We start from the raw sequence: 19,779 nt of genomic DNA, 5'->3' as shown, positions 1-19,779 counted from the left end.
ACTACTCCCCGGCCTGGGATCGGCCACTGCCACCATTGAAGGCGACCAGCTGGCCCGGCGTGACACGGCTGATCCCGCCGGACAGGACGTACTCGCCCTCGGCTACGGCACCACGGACGAAGACGCGTTCGGTTTCAACGCGCACGGTTTCCACCACGCGCGCTTCAAGCCGGTAATCACCATTCTCCGGCTGCAGCACATAAACCGACCATAGGCCCCGCCGGCTCTCGACCAGCGCCGAAGTGGGCACCCAGAACCCGCTGGCATCGATGCTCAGCGGGACAGACAATCGAGCCACCTCGCCGGCAACAGCGCCGCTGTCTGCGTCAAGGTCAAACACGGCCGTCACGGTGCGGGTCTGACGGTCGACCACGCCGGTCGTCGCCCGTAACCGGGCCTCGAAAGCCCGGCGCTCTGAGCGGAAGGTGTAGACTTCGTCCGCATTCAACCGGGCGGCGACGTCGCCCGGCAGGCCGATCCGCACTTCCAGGGCATCGGCCTCGACCAGATCCAGGACCGGCATGCCCGGCGAGGCGATCGCGCCTTCATCGGCGTAGCGCGCCGTCACCACGCCATCGAACGGGGCCTCAAGCACCGCTAGGTCAAGTTGGACGCGCAAGGCGTCCGCCGCTGCGGCGGCAGCTCGCTGGCGGGCTTCGGCAGCCCGCGTCGTCGTCGCCACCTCGTCATAGCGTTGCGGTGAGATATGCCCTCTTTCCAGCAGGGTCTGCTGGCGCTCCTGGGTGTCGCGTGCGAGCGCGGTCTGCGCGGCGGCTTCTGCGGTCTGGGCGTCGGCTGCAGCGACCTGGGCATTGAGGACACGCAGGTCGAGGCGTGCCAGTTCCTGCCCGCTTTCGACCCGGTCGCCGACGTCGACGAGAAGACGATCAATACGCCCGCCGCGCTCAAAACCCAGCGCACTTTCACGCCGCGCTGAGATCAGCCCGGGAAATTGCTCATCTATTGTCGCATTATTTGCGTATAAGACTTCGATGGCGCTGACCGGCAGCGGCGGCGGTGCAGATTGCACGCCGTTCGCTTCAGCCCGCAGGGCCGAAAGACCAAACACCCCCGCAGCCAGCGCGGCCGCGGTGAACAGCACGATCCCGCCAGCCCAAGAGGTTTTGGACTTCCGGGGCGCTTTGGTTTTCGAAGACATCTGACATCCCTTATCCGGTCGACAAACAAGAGATAGGGCGCAGAACGGCGCTTGGAAAGTAAACGGCGTTCACTTTTCTCCGCATAGAGGATATGCGCTAGGGCATAAGGCCCCGGATCATCATTTTCGCATGAAAATCGAGGACCTCTTCCCGGGTCACATGCTCGGAGCCGGGCATGCCATTGGGGAAGTCATTGAGGCTGACCATCAACATGGTGAGACCGTGCAGGCTGGCCCAAACGCTCTTGGAGGCCACGCGCGGGTCGACCTTGCGGAAGACACCTTCCTTCATGCCCTCCTCGATCATTTCCACGAGTTTGCTCTCGGCCTGGAAGGACACATCCCCCTCCCAATGCTCGTGCTGCTCGCGCACTGAAGCCGGAGAAAACGCCATCATGTAATGATTGGGCTCCTCGATACCGACTTCGATATAAGCCCGCACACATCTCTCGGTCAGACCGGGAACGTCACCGCCCTCTTCCAGGGCCATATGAATTCGGGCCAGAAGGCGTTCGAAAAACATTTCACGGATCGCCGTGAACAGCTCATGCTTGGAGGAGAAATACTTGTAGATCGCCGCCGGGCTGTAATCGATCGCCTCGGCCAGGCGGCGCATGGAGATGCCCTCCTCGCCTTCCGCGGAGAAGATTGACTCGGCCGCATCAATAATCGCCTCGCGCACCTTGCGGCGGCGGCGATCAGCTGGAGACCCATCTTCTATGGCGACTTCTGCATTCATACCCAAAACTACTCCCCCCCGGAGCCATTTCGCATTGCTTTGTGCACTGACAGATATAACGATCCGGGACCTGTTTGGTCAAAGATACAATCATATAACGTCGCAAGAGCCACATAATGAATCACAACGACAGCGCTGTATTTCCCGCCCCGGGCGAGCGCCTCGCCCCGTCCCACCCGTCTGAGGAGACGCTGACCCTGCTCACGCGGCGGCGTTCCACCCCGGCGATTGGGCTGAGCGAACCCGGCCCGGACAGCGCCCAGGTCGAGCATCTCCTCGGCATTGCTGCCCGTGTACCCGACCATGGCAAGCTGGCACCGTGGCGATTCATTGTTTTTGAAAATGAGGCGCGCGAGAGCTTCGGCCGGGTTCTCGGCAAGGTCTGGGCGGCGCGCACGCCGGACGCGACGGACGAGCAAATTGCCTTTGAAGCCAATCGCTTCACACGCGCACCCCTGGTCATTGCTGTGATCTCCAAAGTGACGGAGAAACACGCCATTCCCGTCTGGGAACAGGAATTGTCCGCCGGCGCGGCCTGCCAAAATTTGCTGATTGCGGCCTCCGCCATGGGTTTCGGCGCCCAGTGGCTGACCGAATGGTATGCGTTCGACCAGAATGTCAAAGATGCGCTTGGCCTGCTTTCAGGCGAGCGCGTGGCGGGCTTCATCTATATCGGGACGGCCGAAAACGAGGTCGTGGAGCGCAAGCGTCCACAGGCTGAAGTTCACCACTGGGCGGGCTGATCGCGCCTCCTCCATGCGCCCCACCTCATTTGCCGCTGTGAGCAGATCGGGCTAGTTCTGATCTGCAACGACTCGGGGTGCTCTCGTATGACAGCCGATACATCGCTTGAGGACTCAACGCTTTCGGATCTGGTTTTTTCTGCCATTGGTGATGGCTTGTGGGACTGGAACATAACCGAGGACAGCATCTACCGCTCTCCGCAATGCGAAGCGATCTCCGGGCGCCCGCCGATGACCGAGCGGATCTCAATGGGGCAACTGGAAGACAGTTGCCACCCTAGCGATCTTCCGACCGTCCAGGCGCGCATCAAGCAGGCTGTTGAGAGCGGCAGCCAGTATTACAGCGAACATCGCCTTGTTCACGTCGACGGTCATATCGTCTGGGTCCAGTCCCGAGGGCGCGTGGTGGAATATACCGACGACGGCAAGCCAGCCCGGATGATCGGGACCCTGCGCGATATCTCCGAACGCAAACGGACAGAAGCCAATCTCCTCGAGAGCGAACGCAAGTTCACCGATCTCGCCAGCAACATTCCCGGCGCGATTTTCCAGTATCTGCAATACCCGGACGGCCGCAATCAGGTGCTCTACATGAGCTCCGGTTGCGAGGGCATCTGGGAGGTATCCTCCGATCAGGTACATGAGGACGCCTCCATCCTCTGGGGCATGGTCGTGCCCGAGGACCTGCCGGACATGCAGGCCTCCGTGATGAAGTCGGCGACGGAATTGTCGCCCTGGGTCCATTCCTGGCGCATCACGACCCCATCGGGAAAACGCAAATGGCTGCAGGGGCGCGGCCGCCCGCAGCCGCCGCGCGAGGGTGGCGCCATGCTGTGGAACAGCCTCATCCTCGATATTACCCAGACCAAGCAGCTGGAAATCCAGCTGGCCGAAAGCGCCAAACTCGAGGCCCTGGGTCAGCTGACCGGCGGCATCGCCCACGACTTCAATAATTATCTCGGCATCATCATGGGCAATCTCGACCTGCTGTCTGAGCGTGTCGAGATGGAGGACAAGCATGCCCGCCTGCTGCAAACGGCCATCCGCGCCGCCGAACACAGCGCCGAACTGACCTCGGACCTGCTGTCCTTTGCCCGCCGGCGGACCCTGGAACAGACCCGTTTTGAAATCGACCCGGCTCTGTCCAGCGTTGCCGACATGCTCAAGCGCAGCCTGGGTGATCATATCGATATCCAGCTCGAGCCCGGCGTTCCAGGCGCCTTTATCCATACCGACAAGACCCAGTTGGAAACCGCGCTGATCAACCTGGTCAATAATGCGCGCGACGCCATGCCCTCCGGTGGCAGGCTGACGCTTCGCTCCCGGCGGGTTCCGGCGCCTGATGTCAGCAGCGCAGCCAACCCGGCTGCCCCGGCTGAGTTCTTCGCCATCATGGTTGAGGATAGCGGCACGGGCATGGATGCAGACACATTGGCGGCGGCGACCGACCCTTTCTTCACCACCAAACCGGTTGGCCAGGGCACCGGCCTGGGGCTCAGCTCCGCATATGGGTTTGCCAAACAGGCCGGCGGTTCCCTCGATATCCGCAGCGAGCTCGGCCGCGGCACGGTTGTGACGCTCTATCTGCCCCAGGCAGACGAAGCCCCGCAGAGTGATGCCCCCCCGGCCACCGACAATCTCCTGATCAGAACCAAGAATTTCCGGGTCTTGCTGGTGGAGGACAATCCTTCACTTCTCGACAGCGCCTCGGCGCAATTGCGCGACCTGGGCTACTCGGTCACGGCGGCGAGGGATGTGACGACCGCGCTCGCGGCCCTGAACACACAGGACGACCGACCAGACGTTATGCTCAGCGACGTCATGCTGGGCAATGAAAGATCCGGGTTTGATCTCGCGGTGACCGCCCTCGCCCTGGGAATACCGACAGTTTTGACATCCGGCTATCCGAACCGGCCAAGCGAGGCGCCGCAAACCCTTCCGGAAGACATCCCCTTCGTGCCCAAGCCCTATACGCGCAAGCAATTGGCGGTCGCCCTGAGCCAGGCCCTCAACGTGACCAGCCCGGAGCCCGGCACCGCATGACGGTCAGCCGCGCCGTGGGAGAGCGCAGTCTGAACATGCAGGGCATTTTCAACACCCCCTGCGGGCTGCCTCACTACGTCAGATCTTGCCAGCGATGATGGCTTAGCCGCGTCCGCGATAGGGCGCGACACCCTGCTCGGGAATCCAGACACCGGCCGGCGGCTCACCCGTGGCATAGAAGACGTCAATCGGGATACCGCCGCGCGGATACCAGTAACCGCCAATGCGCAGCCAGACGGGGTCGAGCTCCTTGACCAGGCGTTGCCCGATCATGGTGGTGCAAGCCTCGTGGAATGCGCCATGATTGCGGAAGGCACCCAGATAAAGCTTCAGCGACTTTGACTCGACGATCCAGTCGCGCGGCACATAGTCGATGACCAGGTGAGCGAAATCCGGTGCACTGGTCACCGGGCAGATCGAGGTAAACTCCGGACAGGCAAAGCGCACCATGTAGGGCGCATCGCACGGGTTCGCGACCCGTTCGAGATCTGCGGTTTCCGGATTATCCGGCAGCGGCGTGTCGGTGCCGAGCTGCTCGAGTTTTTCGTAGCGAGTATCAGTCATGCGGGCGGAGTTAGTGCCCAGCCGGGAAATTGGCAAGCGCAGCTTTCGCTAACCCTCCGCAACCGGCATTTCGGTACGTGAGAAAACACGACGAATACTGAAGCTGGAATGCAGGCGCGCCACACCGGGCAGAGCGGAAAGCACTTCGCGGTGGACCCGCTCATAATCATTGGCGTCGCGAACCAGGACGCGGACGAGATAATCCGCCTCGCCGCTCATCAGGTAGCATTCCATGACTTCCGGCACCGCCTCCACGGCGGCCTCGAAGCCCAGCAGGGTATCGCGCTTTTGATTGTCCAACGTCACCTGGACATAGACGGTGATCCCGCGGCCGAGCGCTTCCTGGCTGAGAATAGCGACATAGCGATCGATAATGCCCGAGGCCTCAAGCGCCTTGACCCGGCGATGGCAAGCAGACGGCGACAAGCCGGCTCGTTCAGCCAGCTCGGCATTGGTCAGGCGGCCATTACTCTGCAGCTCGTTGAGGATGGCGATATCGACGTCGTCGAGGCGCATGGGAACTCCATTCACACACAAAGAAGATTATTCTGGAATAGACGCACCAGAGCGTATATACGACCGCGCATTCCAGTTTGGACGATCCATTCTTCGATGGATTTAGCAAAAAAGTCAAAATATTTCATCCGGGCATCAGGATATCGGCGATATTCGTAGATTTGCGCGGCAGAAGGACAGGAAGCGGGAGAAATCATGCGCATTGGTGTACCCAAGGAAATCAAAGTTCGCGAATACCGCGTCGGCCTGACCCCGAACAGCGTCGCTGAACTCGTCTCTCACGGCCATGAAGTCGTGGTCGAAACCAATGCCGGTATTGGCATTGGCTGCCCGGACGACACCTATGTCGCCGCCGGCGCGAAAATCCTGCCCGACGCCGCCTCGGTCTTCGAAGCCGCCGAGATGATCGTCAAGGTGAAGGAGCCCCAGCCGGTTGAAACGGCGATGCTCAAGCCGCACCACATTCTCTACACCTATCTCCACCTAGCTCCCGATCCGGTCCAGGCCGAGGGGCTGCGCAAGTCCGGCTGTACCGCGATTGCCTATGAGACCGTCACTGACAACGCCGGCCGCCTGCCGCTGCTGACGCCAATGTCACAGGTCGCCGGCCGCATGTCGGTCTCCGTTGCCGCCCACTGCCTGCAAAAGGCCCAGGGCGGTCTCGGCCTGATGCTCGGCGGTGTGCCGGGCGTGCTGCCGGCCAAGGTCGTGATCATCGGCGGCGGTGTCGCCGGCACCCATGCCGCTGAAATGGCGATCGGTGCGCGCGCCGACGTGACCGTGTTCGACCGCTCCAACGCGCGCCTGGCAGAGCTTGACGTGCAGTTTGCCGGCGCTGTGAAGACCGCCTACTCGACCCAGGCTGCGCTTGACGCCGCCGTGCGTGATGCGGACGTGGTCATCGGCGCTGTCCTGATCCCGGGCGCTGCGGCTCCGAAGCTGGTCACCAAGGCCATGCTGTCGGAGATGAAGGACGGGGCCGTGCTCGTCGACATTGCCATTGACCAGGGCGGCTGTTTCGAAACCTCGAAGGCGACCACGCATGATGACCCGACCTATGTCGTCGACGGGGTCGTCCACTATTGCGTGGCCAACATGCCAGGCGCCTATGCCCGCACTTCGGCCTTTGCCCTCAATAACGCGACCCTGCCGCACGCCATCGCGATCGCCAACAAGGGTGTCAAGCAAGCCCTCAATGACGACGCCAACCTGGCCCGTGGCCTCAATGTCGAAGCCGGTGAGATCAGCTACAAGTCCGTCGCTGACGATCTCGGCCTGCCCTATGTGAAGCCGGACTGGCTCACCAGCATCTAGGCGGCTTAGCCGCGATTAGCTGTAAATGGCTAAAACCCCGCGTCTCAGGCGCGGGGTTTTCTCATGGCCCGGACACCGCTGGCCAGCAGGGTCGCAGCTACCGCCCCCATCAAACCCAGCGCGAGCATCGGCAGAACCTCATCCCCACGCATATCCGTCGCGATATGAACGGCGTAGAGTGCCCAGGCGACCGCAGCGAAATAAGACAGGGACGGCAGCCGCGACAGGACAAGCGAAGCGGCCAGCGACGCTGCCACCAGAACCAGCACGGCCGGCGCAAGCTCGCCTGAACCGAGCCAGGTGAGTTCATAGAAGTTCGAGGTCGCGAGAATATTGACGAAGGCTGCCGCATTGAGCCAGCCCGCAAGCGCGAATAGCGGTGCCCGGAACACCCGGTCCCAGAACCCCGCCTGATCATCACCAGAAGCCCGCAGCAACAACACCACCAGAAGAAGCCAGGTCAGCTGGATGATCACCAGGGACACACCGTCCAGACCCTGGAAGGGGACATAGGTTTCCCAGATCGCATTGAGCCAGAAGGCATTGCCGGCCAGCCAACCGATGCGCCGGAGCGGCTCATGAGCCGGCCGGGCAAGCTGGTAGATCGAGAACAGCAAAGAGCCGGCGAACAACACGCTCCAGATGGAAAAGGCATAGCCCGCCGGGGTGATCAGGGTGAAGGTCTCCGCCGAGCGCGACCCGACCGTATGCTCCCACCCGAGAATGAAAGGCAGCGCTCCGAAGACAATCTGGGCGACAGCTCCGCCCAGCGTGTAAAGCCCGCGCATCCAGTCTGACATATTGGCCTGTTTCATGACGCTCCCCAGCCCGTTTCCCCTTGTTACGCAAACTAGCGGCAAATGGATGATCCGTCGTGGAAAACCACACTCAATTTAACCCAATAACTGGTGCAACCGGCAGGAGAATCATAAAACCGTAACAGCGTCGGTGTAGTCCGGCGCGCTAGGGGACCAGGGGACGCCACGCATGCGACGCTATGATCTGGTGATATTCGATTTCGACGGCACGCTTGCGGACAGCCTGACCTGGTTCCGCACAGCGATGACCGAAGTGATCGACCGCCATGGTCTCAAACCGCTCTGTGAGGAGCGGGCCGAGGCCCTGCGCGGCATGCGTCCTAAAGAGATCATGACCGAGCTCGGCATCCCGGCCTGGAAACTCCCCTTCATCGCCGCCGATGTCCGGGCCCGCGCAGCCGAGAATGTCGACAAGATCCATTTGTTTGAGGGCATTGCACCGGCGCTGCACGAACTGCATGCCTCGGGCGTGAAACTGGCCCTGGTCAGCTCCAATGGTGAAACCGCCGTGCGCGAGGTTCTCGGGCCTGAACTGAGCAGCCTGTTCAGCCAGTTTTCCTGCGGCGCAGCCCTGTTCGGCAAGGCCTCGGTCTTCCGCAAGGTCATGCGCAAGGCACATGCGACGCCGGATCGCACGCTTTCAGTCGGTGATGAAACCCGTGACATCGAAGCGGCGCGCGAAGCGGGCTGCGACTGCGCGGCTGTATCCTGGGGCTTTGCCACCCGCGATGCACTCGAGCGCGAGGCCGCAGACCTGCTGCTCGACTCGCCTGCGATGCTTGGATCTCTGTCGGCCAGCCAGCCGGTGTTGGCGCGCGGCGCCTAGCGGGTGATTAGTTGGGCAGTTGCCCCGCTTGCCGGAATTCCCAAAGGCTCATGGCCGCCCAGCAACCAGGCCGCATAGGCCGTTGCCAGGACAGCGGTCACGAAAACCGCGATTGTTGGATCGAAACGGCGGCGCATTTTCCATCATCCTCAATGCGCCCCCCAGTGCATTGAACATAACAGGTTTAACGCGCCGCCGGCGTTAAGCTTTGTTTAGCCGCAGACGCGGGCCTGTGCGGCCTTGTATTCGCGCTCCAGCTGATCGATGTAATCGCCCGCGCTCTGGACGGCCTTGATCGAGCCGATGCCCTGGCCGGAACCCCAGATATCCTTCCAGGCCTTGGCGTCGGTATTGCCACCGGAACCGAAATTCATTGCCGAGGGATCACTGACCGGCAGATTGTCCGGGTCGAGACCGGCATCCTCGATCGACTTGCGCAGATAGTTGCCGTGCACGCCGGTGAAGAGGTTGGTGTAGACAATGTCTTCCGCGGAGCCTTCGACGATGCCCTGCTTGTAGCGCTCATCGGCGCGCGCTTCCTGCGTCGCGATAAAGGCCGAGCCGATATAGGCATAGTCCGCACCCATGGCCTGGGCTGCAAGGACACCGCCACCGGTCGAGATTGAACCGGAACACAGGATTGGGCCGTCAAACCATTCGCGGGTCTCGGCGATGAAGCCGAAGGGCGAGAGCGCACCGGCATGGCCGCCGGCGCCGGCGGAAACGCAGATCAGGCCCGTCGCCCCCTTCTCGATCGCCTTGTGGGCAAAGCGCTGGTTGATGACATCATGCAGGGTGATACCGCCCCAGCCGTCAACGGCTTTGTAAACGTCCTCGCGGGCGCCGAGCGAACAGATCACCACCGGCACCTTGTATTTCTCACACATCGCCATGTCTTCCTCGAGGCGATTATTGGAGCGGTGGACGATCTGGTTGACCGCGAAAGGAGCGGCGGGCCGATCCGGATTGGCGCGGTTGTAGCTCTCCAGCTCGGACGTGATCTGGTCGAGCCATTCATCGAGCTGACTGACCGGACGCGCATTGAGCGACGGGAAAGATCCGACAATGCCGGCCTTGCACTGGGCGATGACAAGATCGGGATTGGAAATGATGAAGAGCGGCGCGCCAATGACCGGCAGGCGCAGCTTACCCTTGAGAATATCCGGTTCGGCCATGATGTCCCCTTTTGACTTAATCGACCGGTCCACCCGCGTCTCTTGTGGCAATCCGGACGCTCGTGTGAACACTGTTCGCGACGTTAGTTTGCGCCTGCAGCCCTGTCGAGGTGTGCATGTAGTGCTTTTGGCGGCAACCTGCCGCATAGCCCTGATGCATCGAGGCTCTATAACGACAGTAACGAAACAAACCGGAGTAGTGCCCATGTCCCGTCTGTTGTTGATTGCCGTCTCGACGCTTGCCCTGACCGCTTGTGGCGGTGGAGGCGATGAAGCGCCGGCACCGGAACCGCGTGAAACGGCACAAGCTACGCCAAGCCCGGCGACGCAGCCGGCGGCTGAAGCACCGACCGCGGCTGAAGCACCGGCCGCGGCTGAAGCACCGGCAGAGCCCGCAGCCCCCGCCGTCGATGTACAGGCCGTGCTCGCGACCCTCGGCCCTGAATTCGCCAATGCCGACGTTGCCAATGGCGGCCGACAGTATCGCCGCTGCCAGTCCTGCCACACACTGAATGAAGGGGGCCGGAACCTGGTTGGGCCGAACCTCTATGGCATCATCGGGCAACCGGCGGGCGCCCGGGAGGGCTTTGGCTATTCCCGCCAGCTGACAGAAGCAGGCCTGGTCTGGGATGTGGAAACCATGGATGCTTGGCTGGAGAATCCGCGCGCCTTCGTACCCGGCAACCGGATGAGCTTTGTCGGCCTGCGCGATCCGGAAGCGCGCCGCAATGTCATCGCCTACATGGCCGTTGAATCTGCGCGCTAGAACCGGCGCCAGACCGACAGGAAGAGCGCACGCTCATCGAGCGCATTGCGGCCTGACGGGGTGAAGAAGGCTCCCGCCTGGATGTCGACTTCTCCCCAGGCCCGACGCACCGAGAGCTGGACTTTGTGCTGGTCGAATTCCGGCGCGCCCGGACGTTCGCGTTCAGCGCTCCATACCGAAAAGGACTGCGCCAGCACCTGCCAGTCTTCAATGGGCTCAAAGCCATAGGTCAGGTCAAGACGCACTTCATTGAGATCGCGGCCACCGCGCCAGCGATGCGCGAGCTGGACATCCCAGAAGCTGTTGCCCTCGAGACCGCGCCCCCACAGGGCGCGCAGCTCATGGGCGCGCTCACCTTCGCCGAGCGGCTGGTTGGTGACATTCTCACCGGGCCCCGGGATCAGCATGCCCGCTTGTAGCGAAACAACATCCTGGTCATGGCGCCAGAACAGACGGCGGATGGCAAACTCGGAAGCGGCGAGGCCGCGGGCGCTGTCATAGCCGTCTGCGCTGACCTGTTCGACTGTTTGCCAAGCCGTGCGGCCAACCAAGGTAATCCGGTCGGTCAGGCCGTATTCGCCGTAAAGGGCGACCTCATCCTTGTAGAAATAGCCCTCATCCCGGCGCTCGCGCTCATCATCCCAGAACCCGTCGGCCCGGTCGTAGAGCGCGGTGGAGATGAGCAGGGCCTCCCCCTTGCCCTGCGGCCAGGCCCCGGCCTCGACCGGGGCCGCCGCAAATACGGCGAGGCAAAGAGACTGCCCTAGACGTCGAAGCCCGGGCTTTGCCGGCGCACGCGATCGAGGATCGCCGCCCAGCCGATCTCCTTGAAAAGATCGTTGGTCGAAATCTCGGCCGACTGGCCAAAGACCCGGTCCTGCATTGCCTGATCGCATTCAATCAGCTCGCCGCCAGCCTGCGCCATCACCTGGATCTTGCAAGCACGTTCCAGTAGATAAATGCGAACATACGCGCTAAACGGGTGATCGCCAACCGACAACGTGCCATGGTTGTTCAGGATCATCAGGTTTTTCTCACCGAGATCACCAACCAGGCGGACTTTTTCATCCGCCTCCAAGGCGATGCCCTCATACTCGTGATAGCTGACGTCGTTATAGACATTCATGGCCAGCTGGCTGATCGGAAGCAGGCCGCGCTTCTGGGCGGCAACAGCAACACCGGCGTCGGAATGCAGGTGCAAGGCGACCTTCACGTCCGGGCGCGCGGCGTGGATGGCCGAGTGGATGGTGAAACCGGCCGGATTGATGCCATAGGTCGAAGGCGGCAGAACATTGCCTTCCAGATCCACCTTCACCAGGTTCGATGCCGTCACGTCCTCGTAAAGCAGGCCGAACGGGTTGAGCAGAAAGTGCTCTTCGGGGCCTGGAACGCGCATCGAGATGTGCGTGAAGAAAAGGTCGTCCCAGCCGTGCATGTAGACAAGACGGTAAAGGGCGGCGAGATCGCAGCGCGCCTTCCACTCTTCAGCTGAAACCAGATCTTTTACATTCGGTGCGGATTGATCATCCATCTTGAAGCCTCCCCGGGTTTGTTACCCGTCTTCGATTATCGCCAACTGGTCGACAACATCTGCCCTCAGAGCGCTCAGGTCAAATATCCTTCGCCAGCCGGAGACCGGAGAACTGCCAGCGCGCATCCGGCGGGAAGAAATTGCGATAGCTGGCACGCACATGGCCCGGCGCCGTGGCACACGAGCCCCCGCGCAAAACCAGTTGGCCAGACATGAACTTGCCATTGTACTCGCCCACGGCTCCCGCTGCCGGGCGATAGCGCGGGTATGGGCTATAGGCCGAGCGCGTCCATTCCCAGACATCGCCAAACATCTGTACCAGCCCCTCACCCGCCGAAGCTGGTGCAGGATGCGCGGCAATAGCCGGATCCATGAAGCGACCCTGAGCGCCGCCGGCGGTTCGCGCTGCGAGCTCCCATTCCCGCTCTTCCGGCAGGCGGGCCCCGGCCCATTCTGCGAAAGCGGCCGCTTCATAAAAGCTGATGTGGGTGACCGGCGCATGCGGATTGAGCGGCGCCTCGCCGGCCAGGGTGAACTCGTTCCAACTGCCGTCTTCCTGGCGCCGCCAGTAGAGCGGCGCCTGCCAGCCCTCGCCGAGTACTGTGCCCCAGCCATCCGACAGCCAGAGCGTGGCCGTGCGATAGCCGCCATCGTCGATAAAGGCCTGGTATTCGGCATTGGTCACGGCGCGTGTCGCCAGAGCGAAGGGTGTCAGCAGGGCCTCATGCACCGGGCTCTCATTGTCGAAGGCAAACCCATCGCCCACGTGTCCGAAACTGTACTGGCCGCCGTCGAACTCGACCCAGCCCAGCGCGGGCGCAGACACTGAGGTGTTCCCGGCCGGGTAGGCGGCCGGACCAAAGGGGTGCCGGGAGAGGACATGCTTGATGTCCGTCAGCAGCAATTCCTGATGCTGCTCCTCATGAGCAATGCCAAGCCGGATCAGCGCCTCGGCATCCGGGTTTCTCGCGACATAGTCACCGACGAGTAAAGACCGCATACCGGCATCGACATGCGCCCGATAGGCCATCACCTCATCCAGCGAGGGACGGGTCAGGAAACCCCGCTCGGGCCGCGGGTGGCGGGCTCCAACCCGCTCATAGTAGGAGTTGAACAGATAGTTGAATTCCTTATTGAATTCCACATACCCCTCGAGCTCCGGCAGGAGCAGAAACCGCTCCCAGAACCAGGTCGTATGGGCCAGGTGCCACTTGGTCGGCGACACGTCCGGCATGGTCTGCACACACATGTCCTCGGCACTCAGCGTCACAACCAGGGCCTGCGAGCGCTCCCGAACGCCCGAATAAAGCGTCAAAACAGTGTCGTCCAATACCTGCGTCACAGCCGTTTTCCCCTTCCCCACCAATGGAATTAACAAGTTCTCAAACTGAATGGGATAAATAACGCCAAACAGGATTTAGTACGCATCAGGACTGCATGGCTGCCAATCCGCAAGAAGCTCTGACCGCGCTCGCAAAAATGCGCGACCCGTCCAAGCGGCACCAGCTCGCCCTTGGCGTGACGGATATGTGCATCGCTCAAAAACTCTCTCCGAGTGCCGAGCCCGTCGCGGGCGAGTTGCTGGTTACACTGTCCGGGACGGCCCAGACGGAAACGAAAATCGCCATGGCGGAGAAACTCTCCGCCAGCAAGTTCGCGCCCAACGCTATTCTTCGCCATCTGGCCACGCAAGAGCTGGAAATTGCCAGCATCATCATCAAGAAAAGCGCCAATCTGACCGATGAGGACATGATCCACATCGCGCAGACGACCTCGCCGGATCATCGCCTGATCCTGGCCAAGCGTCAGAATCTGCGCGTCCGCGTGACCGATGCGGTGGCCCAGCCGGGCGAAGCCCCGGTGCTGCGCGCGCTCGCCGATAATGATACGGCTGAGATTTCCGAAGGCACGCTGGAAATCTGCCTGACCGTTGCCAAGAACCACCCCAAGCTGCGCGAGGCCCTGGCCCGCCGGCATGACCTGTCGACCGACTACGCGACCCAGCTCTGCATCATGCTGCCGGAAAGCTGGCGCGAAGAGCTGTGCCGCCGTTTCGGTCTCGACAAGGACCGGGTCGAGGAGCTGACCGTGGAAGCGGCCCTGCGGGTGCCGAACGAAAATTTCGAGGACGAAGCTGCGGCGGCTGTCATCGCCGCTGAGGACGCGGGAACACTGAACGGCCAGTTCGCCCTGTCGGCGCTGAAGACCGGCAATCTTGCGCTGTTCGACCATGCCCTCGCCAAGCTGTGCTCGGTGACCCCGGCGCAATGGCGCGTAGCCTTGGCTATGGGCGGCGTACGCGCTGCGGCCATGGCCTGCCAGGCCGCCGGTCTTGACCGCACCGCCTATCCCGTCATGCACAAGGGCCTGCGCCACCATGGCCGCATGCACCAGGCGCTCGAAGGCGATGCCATGACCGCGGCCGCGAATGTTTTCCGCATGTATGGTCCGGAAAAAGCGTCGAAAGTCTTGCGTCAGATGGGCCGGGGAGTTTGAATGACGTCCACTTAGCCGGGCGTACATTTTGACCTCCACTTCCCAGCCTTCCCTCGCCTTCCTCGCCAGCCGCAAGCCGGGTGCGCTTGCCGCCAAGGAGCGGCTCGAGCAGCGCTATGGATCCGTGTCCGTCTATGACGCCGACATTATCGTCGCCCTTGGCGGTGACGGGTTGATGCTGGATGCCCTGCACACCTCGATTGCAACCGGGGCCCAGGTCTACGGCATGAATTTCGGATCGGTCGGATTCCTGATGAATGATTTTCATGAGGACAATCTTGTCGAGCGCATCCAGGCGGCCGAGCCGGCAAGGATCCGCCCGCTACGGGCTACGGGCGAAGACATCCATCACAACGCCTTCGAGGCGCTGGCGATCAATGAGGTCTCGCTGCTGCGCGAAACCCGCCAGACCGCCAAGATCAAGATCCGGATCGACGACAAGGACCGGCTGGCCGAATTGCAAGCCGACGGCGTTCTCGTCGCCACGCCCGCCGGGTCGACCGCCTACAACCTGTCCGCCCACGGGCCCATCCTGCCGCTGGACAGCCGGGTGCTGGCCCTGACGCCGATCAGTGCCTTCCGGCCCCGGCGTTGGCGCGGCGCGCTCCTGCCGCACACGGTCAAGGTCAGTTTCGAGGTCTGCGAACCGACTTATCGGCCGGTATCGGCGGTGGCGGACAACAAGGAATTTCGCGAAATCGTCCGCGTCGAGGTCGAGGAAGCCCGCGACATAACCCTGACCATGCTGTTCGACGGCGACCGCAATCTCTCCGAACGCATCCTGGCCGAACAGTTCGAAAGCTGACCGGTTTAGCGCGCCGTTAAGCAAGCGACCCTATGCTAGCGGTCGGTTTTGAATGACGGGCGCCAGGCCATGACGGAACAGACCCAGGACGATTACGGCATCAGCCGGCAGCGCGTACTTGTCGTTGACGACAATGCGGCCCTGCGGGGTTTGCTGCGGGTTTCGCTAAACGCCTTCGGTGTCGCCAAGGTCACCGATGTGGATGGCGTCGACCGTGCCCTCGCCCAGCTTCGCCAGGATCCGTACGACATTGTGCTGACAGACTGGAAGAAGATGCGCCCGCGCAGCGGTTTCGACCTGTTGCGCGAACTGCGCGATCCGCAGCGCACCCCCGCGCCCGGGGTCAAGGTGGTCATGCTGACGGCCTATGACGACGCCGAGCGCATCACCATGGCCCGCGCTGCGGGCGCCAATGGCTTCCTCGTCAAACCCTTCACGGCCGCCTCATTGTCCCAGACTTTGCGCGAAGTCATTACAGATGAGCGGAATTTTATCCAAACCGAAACGTTTTTAGGGCCAGATCGTCGATCGAGAGACAGGTCCCTCGATGGCCCCATGACTATTGCCAGGTAAAGGAACGCCCCATGGCCAAGCCGCAACAAGATGTCGAGATTGTGAATCCGCCGAACCTTCTGCAGGTGAAAATCGGTGGTCCAATCAGCGCGGGCGATCTGCACCTGATCGAAAAAGCGGAAGATGCGATCAAGGATCTGCGCAGCGATTTTGGCACCTGGCTGGAAGAAGAGGTTCAGAAGCTTGAGGAAGCAGCGGCCGAGGTCAAAGCCGAAGGGCTCAAGGGCAAGGCCGGTGAGACTCTGTTCATTCGCGCGCACGACCTGCGCGGCGTCGGCTCGACCTATGAATTCCCGATCATTACCCGTCTGGCGAAATCCCTGACCAAGCTGATCGATCTGGACGAGAAACGTGAGAAGGCTCCGCGCGCCCTCGCCCTAGCCCACGTCAATGCAATCCGCGCGGCGCTGAGCCAGAATATCCGCGACACCAATGACGCAGTTGCCGCAGCCCTGGCAGAAGAGCTGGAAACGCAGTCGGCAGCCTTCGCCGAGCCGTGGAAAGACGACTAGGGTCTTATAAAAAATTGGAAGACTGAAAGCGGCCGGGTTTTTACCCGGCCATTTTCATGGGCGCATCGCTGTCGAAACGCGACAGCACATAGTCCAGATCATCCTCCGGGATGCCTTGGAAGCGGGTGATGGCGCGTTCGGCGAGGACGCGCTGGAAGTGCGAGCGTCCGGCCTCGTCCTGAGGCATTTCCATAGAATGATAGACATCCAGAACCGCCCGGATCGCCGGATAGAGACGCGGCGGCATGCCGGTACGGTCATAGACCGCACGCAGCCCCAGCGGACCGGCATCATGGACCAGCAACCAGGCTCGGCCATGCGTGACGCCGGCGAGCTCGGCAAAGGCGTGCTCGAGGAAAACGATGTGACCACGCAGGACGGCCCGCAGGATGAGAGAAGGCGTCAGGCGCCCGCTCATCCGCAGATGTTTGACGAAGGCTTCCGGGTCCTGCGCCACGCCAGCCTGATCGACGAGATCGATCGTCGCCCGCTCACGCGCGCCCTCGGCCAGCTCAATCGCCAGCTGCGGCGGCAGGGCGTGGTTTCGCACCAGGCGCTCGGCCGCCTCCTGGCTGACATGGGCGACCAGCTTCTCGGTGATCTCCACCGGCAGATGCGTCCGGGCCACAAAGGAATCCATCACGGCCGGATTCTCGCAGAAAGCCGCGAACGCCTTCTCATAGGCCTCGGTGTCAAACTCGGCGCCGTTATTCGACGCCGCGATACCGGTCGCCTTGTCGTCACCGGACTCGATAATCTCGTGCACAACGCTGGGCGGCAGGCTCTCGCGCGCGGCAATGGCGCAGCGCTTGGAGCTGTCCGAGGCCCGAACCAGCACCTCCAGATCCTCGGCCTCAAACGACGGCGAGGACAAAAGGACTGGCGTGGCAACCGAATCAACATCCGCCGCAAGCTTGATGGCGATCTCGCGCGGCAGGTTCTTGGACTGGCGTAGCGTCACCGCCATGGAGCGGCGCACCATTTCCGCAGCGTCCTGGACAATGAGATCCAGAATACCGCCGACGGCAGACCGCTCGACATCGGTAAGCTTGGCAGTATCGATCAGCTGACACACCTTGCGCGCCGCGAGGGCCCGGTCTTCCTCATCCCGTCCGCGCACCAGGCGCCGGATATCGGTATCAGTCAGTCGGTTTCGAAGGGTAACAACGCTCATCGCTTGCTCGCCGGATAAATGGGTCTGAGCGAGCAGGATGAGCCGGTATGCTTAATGAAGTCTTTCGCTGACCGCGTCCGGTTAAGCCTTTTCCCGGTCCCCACGCTCCGGCGCATCCAGCTCGGCCAGGATTTCCACGACCGCCGGTGACAGTTCGCCGCCGTGAAAACGCGTCATACCCGGTGCCACCGGACCAGTTGAACGGGACGCCGTCGCACCTGGTGCGGCGGCAATCTGGATCGGGACCGGATTGACAGGGACCGGATTGACAGGGACCGGCGCCATAACCGCTGCGGAGCCATTGGCCTCGCCAGTGAGAGAGGCCAGCACCTCGGCGACGCCGCGCGGGCGGGCACCATCATAGAAAATCGGGCGATTGGCAGCGGCAGCCTGCGGGAATAATTCATCAGCACGGCGCTGCGGCGTACGCTCGGCCGCAGCGATCAACCCGGCGGCTCCATTGGCTCCCAGGAAATGGGCGGCGTACAGCTCGCCTCCGCTGGCCGGGCGTCCGAGTCGGCTTTCGATGACCTGCGCATTCTCTCCGGCCAGTTCGGCGGCCATGCGCGCCGAGGCAGCCGGGTCAAACCGCAGATCGAGGATTTCCTGTTGCCGGGCCGGATCGGAAATGGTGAAGCGGCCATCGGCGCCGCGATCGATCGCGGCCGCGGCAGCGGCATAGCCATGCTTGGCGCCATGGCGCTGCAACGTGCCCAGCCAGGTCTGTTCGATGAACTGGAACATACCGGCAGCACTGGATGTCCGCGCCTCGGCCCGCGCATCGAAATTGCTCTCGCGCGCTGCTGTCCGAGCCAAATAGCCAAAATCGACCCCGGTCTCGCTGGCCGTCTGGCGCAAAAGCCCGGCTGTGGCCTCGGGGATATTCATTTCGACGCGGCTCACCACAGCGCGGCTCCTGCAAGGCTTGAAAACGAATCGAGCCCAAGCCTCGCTGCGCCGCTCCTAACCGCTCGTTAACGCCTTGGTTCTCCCGGGTCGTCGTGCTAGGGTTCAACCGAGGGATGAATCTGTGGAGAGATGCCATGAAGATCGCCGCAAGTATCACGACCGCCGCCATTGCCGCCTGCCTGATGGCCCTGCCCGCGACCGCGGATGAGGGCGAGGAGGAACGGCGCAATGAGCGTGTCCGCCTCGTCCATATCAATGGCTACACCGTGATGGATAACGAGCATCTGCTTCTGCGCGGCGGTGTATCTCGCCGTTATCTGGTGACGATGCAGCGCCAGTGCTTCGGTTTGCGCGCGGGCGTCCATATCCGGACCAGTTTCGGGCGCACCCAGACGATTTACAGCCCGCAATTTGAATACATTACCACCCGCGAGGGACGCTGCTATATCCGCAGTATTGAAGAGGTGGACAGCGAGGAAGCAGCCCGCATCCTGATCGAACAACGCGCTGCCGCGGACGCCGCCGAAGACGCGGAAGCCGGATCGCGCTGAGCTTTTTCGACTGCTTGGCCCGGCATCAATGGCGATAGGTCAGAGCGATCCAGATTTTTGACTGGTCTCCCGGCTACACCGGGTCATTGGTTCCCTCGAAGTCAAAAGAATCAAAGCGCAGCGCGATATTGCCGTGCGGGTCGAACGACACCCAGGCACCCCATTCGCTGCCCAGGTCACGGCCCGTACGCGGAGCGGAAAGCTCGTGCCGGCACAGCCCAAACTCGACCTGCTCGAAAAAGCCAAGCTCCGGCTCAACGAATTAGTAGACAGCAAGGTTAGCGTCCTCGAGACCATCAACGCTCCCCTGGAGACCACCACCCGTGAAGACATCGGCATAGCCCAGCACGGAATGATTGGCCCCGAGCGGGTTGAGAATGCGTTTGCTGTCGTCACCCTTTAGGACACGCCAACCGGCCGTGAAGGTCACCGGGCCATATGCGAGAGAGAGATCGGTAATGATATAGGTCAGGTCGAACTCGGCTCTGCGCTATTATCTCGGCTCGGATGTCCTGCCCTACGCCGCCTCGCCTATCCCCTATGTACTCGGAGTGGTCGCGCTGGG

Annotated in this window: 21 protein-coding genes; 10 read left to right on the top strand and 11 right to left on the bottom strand. The window is 62.2% G+C overall.

Annotated features, from left to right (window positions below; genetic code table 11):
* Position 1 precedes the first annotated feature (1 nt).
* Both Q1V51_RS06510 and Q1V51_RS06505 read right to left on the bottom strand, forming a co-directional pair.
* Positions 2-1,159 (bottom strand): efflux RND transporter periplasmic adaptor subunit, encoded by a 1,158-nt coding sequence (locus Q1V51_RS06510; RefSeq protein ID WP_300554366.1) that lies wholly within the window; start codon positions 1,157-1,159, stop codon positions 2-4.
* Between the two features lie 97 nt (positions 1,160-1,256).
* Positions 1,257-1,898, bottom strand: coding sequence for a TetR/AcrR family transcriptional regulator (locus Q1V51_RS06505; protein WP_300554365.1), 642 nt, complete (start codon positions 1,896-1,898; stop codon positions 1,257-1,259).
* A 116-nt stretch (positions 1,899-2,014) separates the two neighbouring features.
* On the opposite strand from Q1V51_RS06505, the gene Q1V51_RS06500 reads away from it, so the two are divergent.
* Both Q1V51_RS06500 and Q1V51_RS06495 read left to right on the top strand, forming a co-directional pair.
* Complete coding sequence (locus tag Q1V51_RS06500; RefSeq protein WP_300554362.1) at positions 2,015-2,641, top strand: nitroreductase; 627 nt, start codon at positions 2,015-2,017, stop codon at positions 2,639-2,641.
* A gap of 87 nt (positions 2,642-2,728) precedes the next feature.
* Positions 2,729-4,684, top strand: a complete 1,956-nt coding sequence (locus Q1V51_RS06495) for a hybrid sensor histidine kinase/response regulator (protein WP_300554360.1) — start codon at positions 2,729-2,731, stop codon at positions 4,682-4,684.
* Positions 4,685-4,786: 102 nt separating this feature from the next.
* Here Q1V51_RS06495 and queF read toward each other — a convergent pair whose 3' ends face one another.
* Positions 4,787-5,248 (bottom strand): preQ(1) synthase, encoded by a 462-nt coding sequence (gene queF, locus Q1V51_RS06490; protein WP_300554357.1) that lies wholly within the window; start codon positions 5,246-5,248, stop codon positions 4,787-4,789.
* Between the two features lie 48 nt (positions 5,249-5,296).
* The gene (locus Q1V51_RS06485) at positions 5,297-5,764 is read right to left on the bottom strand and encodes an Lrp/AsnC family transcriptional regulator (protein ID WP_300554355.1); all 468 of its coding nucleotides are present in this window, start codon (positions 5,762-5,764) and stop codon (positions 5,297-5,299) included.
* Between the two features lie 195 nt (positions 5,765-5,959).
* On the opposite strand from Q1V51_RS06485, the gene ald reads away from it, so the two are divergent.
* Positions 5,960-7,078 (top strand): alanine dehydrogenase, encoded by a 1,119-nt coding sequence (ald, locus tag Q1V51_RS06480; RefSeq protein ID WP_300554353.1) that lies wholly within the window; start codon positions 5,960-5,962, stop codon positions 7,076-7,078.
* A gap of 44 nt (positions 7,079-7,122) precedes the next feature.
* On the opposite strand, the gene Q1V51_RS06475 is transcribed toward ald, so the two are convergent.
* Positions 7,123-7,893, bottom strand: coding sequence for a hypothetical protein (locus Q1V51_RS06475; protein WP_300554351.1), 771 nt, complete (start codon positions 7,891-7,893; stop codon positions 7,123-7,125).
* A 172-nt stretch (positions 7,894-8,065) separates the two neighbouring features.
* Here Q1V51_RS06475 and Q1V51_RS06470 point away from each other — a divergent pair, with 172 nt between their 5' ends.
* A complete protein-coding gene (locus tag Q1V51_RS06470; RefSeq protein WP_300554350.1) occupies positions 8,066-8,722 on the top strand; it encodes an HAD hydrolase-like protein in 657 nt (218 codons plus the stop codon).
* Positions 8,723-8,934: 212 nt separating this feature from the next.
* Here the strand turns inward: Q1V51_RS06470 and Q1V51_RS06465 are convergent, their stop codons facing one another.
* Positions 8,935-9,897, bottom strand: coding sequence for a nitronate monooxygenase family protein (locus Q1V51_RS06465; RefSeq protein ID WP_300554348.1), 963 nt, complete (start codon positions 9,895-9,897; stop codon positions 8,935-8,937).
* 205 nt (positions 9,898-10,102) lie between these two features.
* On the opposite strand from Q1V51_RS06465, the gene Q1V51_RS06460 reads away from it, so the two are divergent.
* Positions 10,103-10,663, top strand: coding sequence for a cytochrome c family protein (locus Q1V51_RS06460; protein ID WP_300554346.1), 561 nt, complete (start codon positions 10,103-10,105; stop codon positions 10,661-10,663).
* Between the two features lie 763 nt (positions 10,664-11,426).
* On the opposite strand, the gene Q1V51_RS06455 is transcribed toward Q1V51_RS06460, so the two are convergent.
* Both Q1V51_RS06455 and egtB read right to left on the bottom strand, forming a co-directional pair.
* Positions 11,427-12,194 carry a class II aldolase/adducin family protein gene (locus tag Q1V51_RS06455; RefSeq protein ID WP_300554344.1) on the bottom strand — a complete coding sequence of 256 codons (768 nt, stop codon included), beginning with the start codon at positions 12,192-12,194 and terminating at the stop codon, positions 11,427-11,429.
* 79 nt (positions 12,195-12,273) lie between these two features.
* Positions 12,274-13,536, bottom strand: coding sequence for an ergothioneine biosynthesis protein EgtB (egtB, locus tag Q1V51_RS06450; RefSeq protein ID WP_300554342.1), 1,263 nt, complete (start codon positions 13,534-13,536; stop codon positions 12,274-12,276).
* 95 nt (positions 13,537-13,631) lie between these two features.
* On the opposite strand from egtB, the gene Q1V51_RS06445 reads away from it, so the two are divergent.
* The 4 genes from Q1V51_RS06445 to Q1V51_RS06430 all read left to right on the top strand — a co-directional run bounded on the left by Q1V51_RS06445 (position 13,632) and on the right by Q1V51_RS06430 (position 16,580).
* Entirely contained in the window at positions 13,632-14,690 is a 1,059-nt protein-coding gene (locus tag Q1V51_RS06445; protein ID WP_300554341.1) for a DUF2336 domain-containing protein, read from the top strand.
* Positions 14,691-14,718: 28 nt separating this feature from the next.
* On the top strand, positions 14,719-15,495 hold the full coding sequence (locus tag Q1V51_RS06440; protein ID WP_300554339.1) for an NAD kinase: 777 nt from the start codon (positions 14,719-14,721) through the stop codon (positions 15,493-15,495).
* A 69-nt stretch (positions 15,496-15,564) separates the two neighbouring features.
* Positions 15,565-16,068 carry a response regulator gene (locus Q1V51_RS06435; RefSeq protein WP_300554338.1) on the top strand — a complete coding sequence of 168 codons (504 nt, stop codon included), beginning with the start codon at positions 15,565-15,567 and terminating at the stop codon, positions 16,066-16,068.
* An 11-nt stretch (positions 16,069-16,079) separates the two neighbouring features.
* A complete protein-coding gene (locus Q1V51_RS06430) occupies positions 16,080-16,580 on the top strand; it encodes an Hpt domain-containing protein (protein ID WP_300554337.1) in 501 nt (166 codons plus the stop codon).
* Between the two features lie 40 nt (positions 16,581-16,620).
* On the opposite strand, the gene Q1V51_RS06425 is transcribed toward Q1V51_RS06430, so the two are convergent.
* Together Q1V51_RS06425 and Q1V51_RS06420 are read right to left on the bottom strand one after the other, a co-directional pair.
* Complete coding sequence (locus tag Q1V51_RS06425) at positions 16,621-17,754, bottom strand: DUF2336 domain-containing protein (RefSeq protein WP_300554336.1); 1,134 nt, start codon at positions 17,752-17,754, stop codon at positions 16,621-16,623.
* 81 nt (positions 17,755-17,835) lie between these two features.
* Positions 17,836-18,657 carry a hypothetical protein gene (locus Q1V51_RS06420; RefSeq protein ID WP_300554334.1) on the bottom strand — a complete coding sequence of 274 codons (822 nt, stop codon included), beginning with the start codon at positions 18,655-18,657 and terminating at the stop codon, positions 17,836-17,838.
* 140 nt (positions 18,658-18,797) lie between these two features.
* Here Q1V51_RS06420 and Q1V51_RS06415 point away from each other — a divergent pair, with 140 nt between their 5' ends.
* Positions 18,798-19,214: a DUF6491 family protein gene (locus tag Q1V51_RS06415; protein ID WP_300554332.1), complete on the top strand. Its 417-nt coding sequence runs from the start codon at positions 18,798-18,800 to the stop codon at positions 19,212-19,214.
* Positions 19,215-19,476: 262 nt separating this feature from the next.
* Here the strand turns inward: Q1V51_RS06415 and Q1V51_RS06410 are convergent, their stop codons facing one another.
* Entirely contained in the window at positions 19,477-19,644 is a 168-nt protein-coding gene (locus tag Q1V51_RS06410; RefSeq protein ID WP_300554331.1) for a hypothetical protein, read from the bottom strand.
* Positions 19,645-19,779: the final 135 nt, after the last annotated feature.

This window comes from Maricaulis sp. (genome assembly GCF_030149235.1).
In the GTDB taxonomy this organism is placed as follows: domain Bacteria; phylum Pseudomonadota; class Alphaproteobacteria; order Caulobacterales; family Maricaulaceae; genus Maricaulis.
Note: the sequence above shows the minus strand (reverse complement) of the source record. Positions and strands in the feature narration are given on the sequence as shown.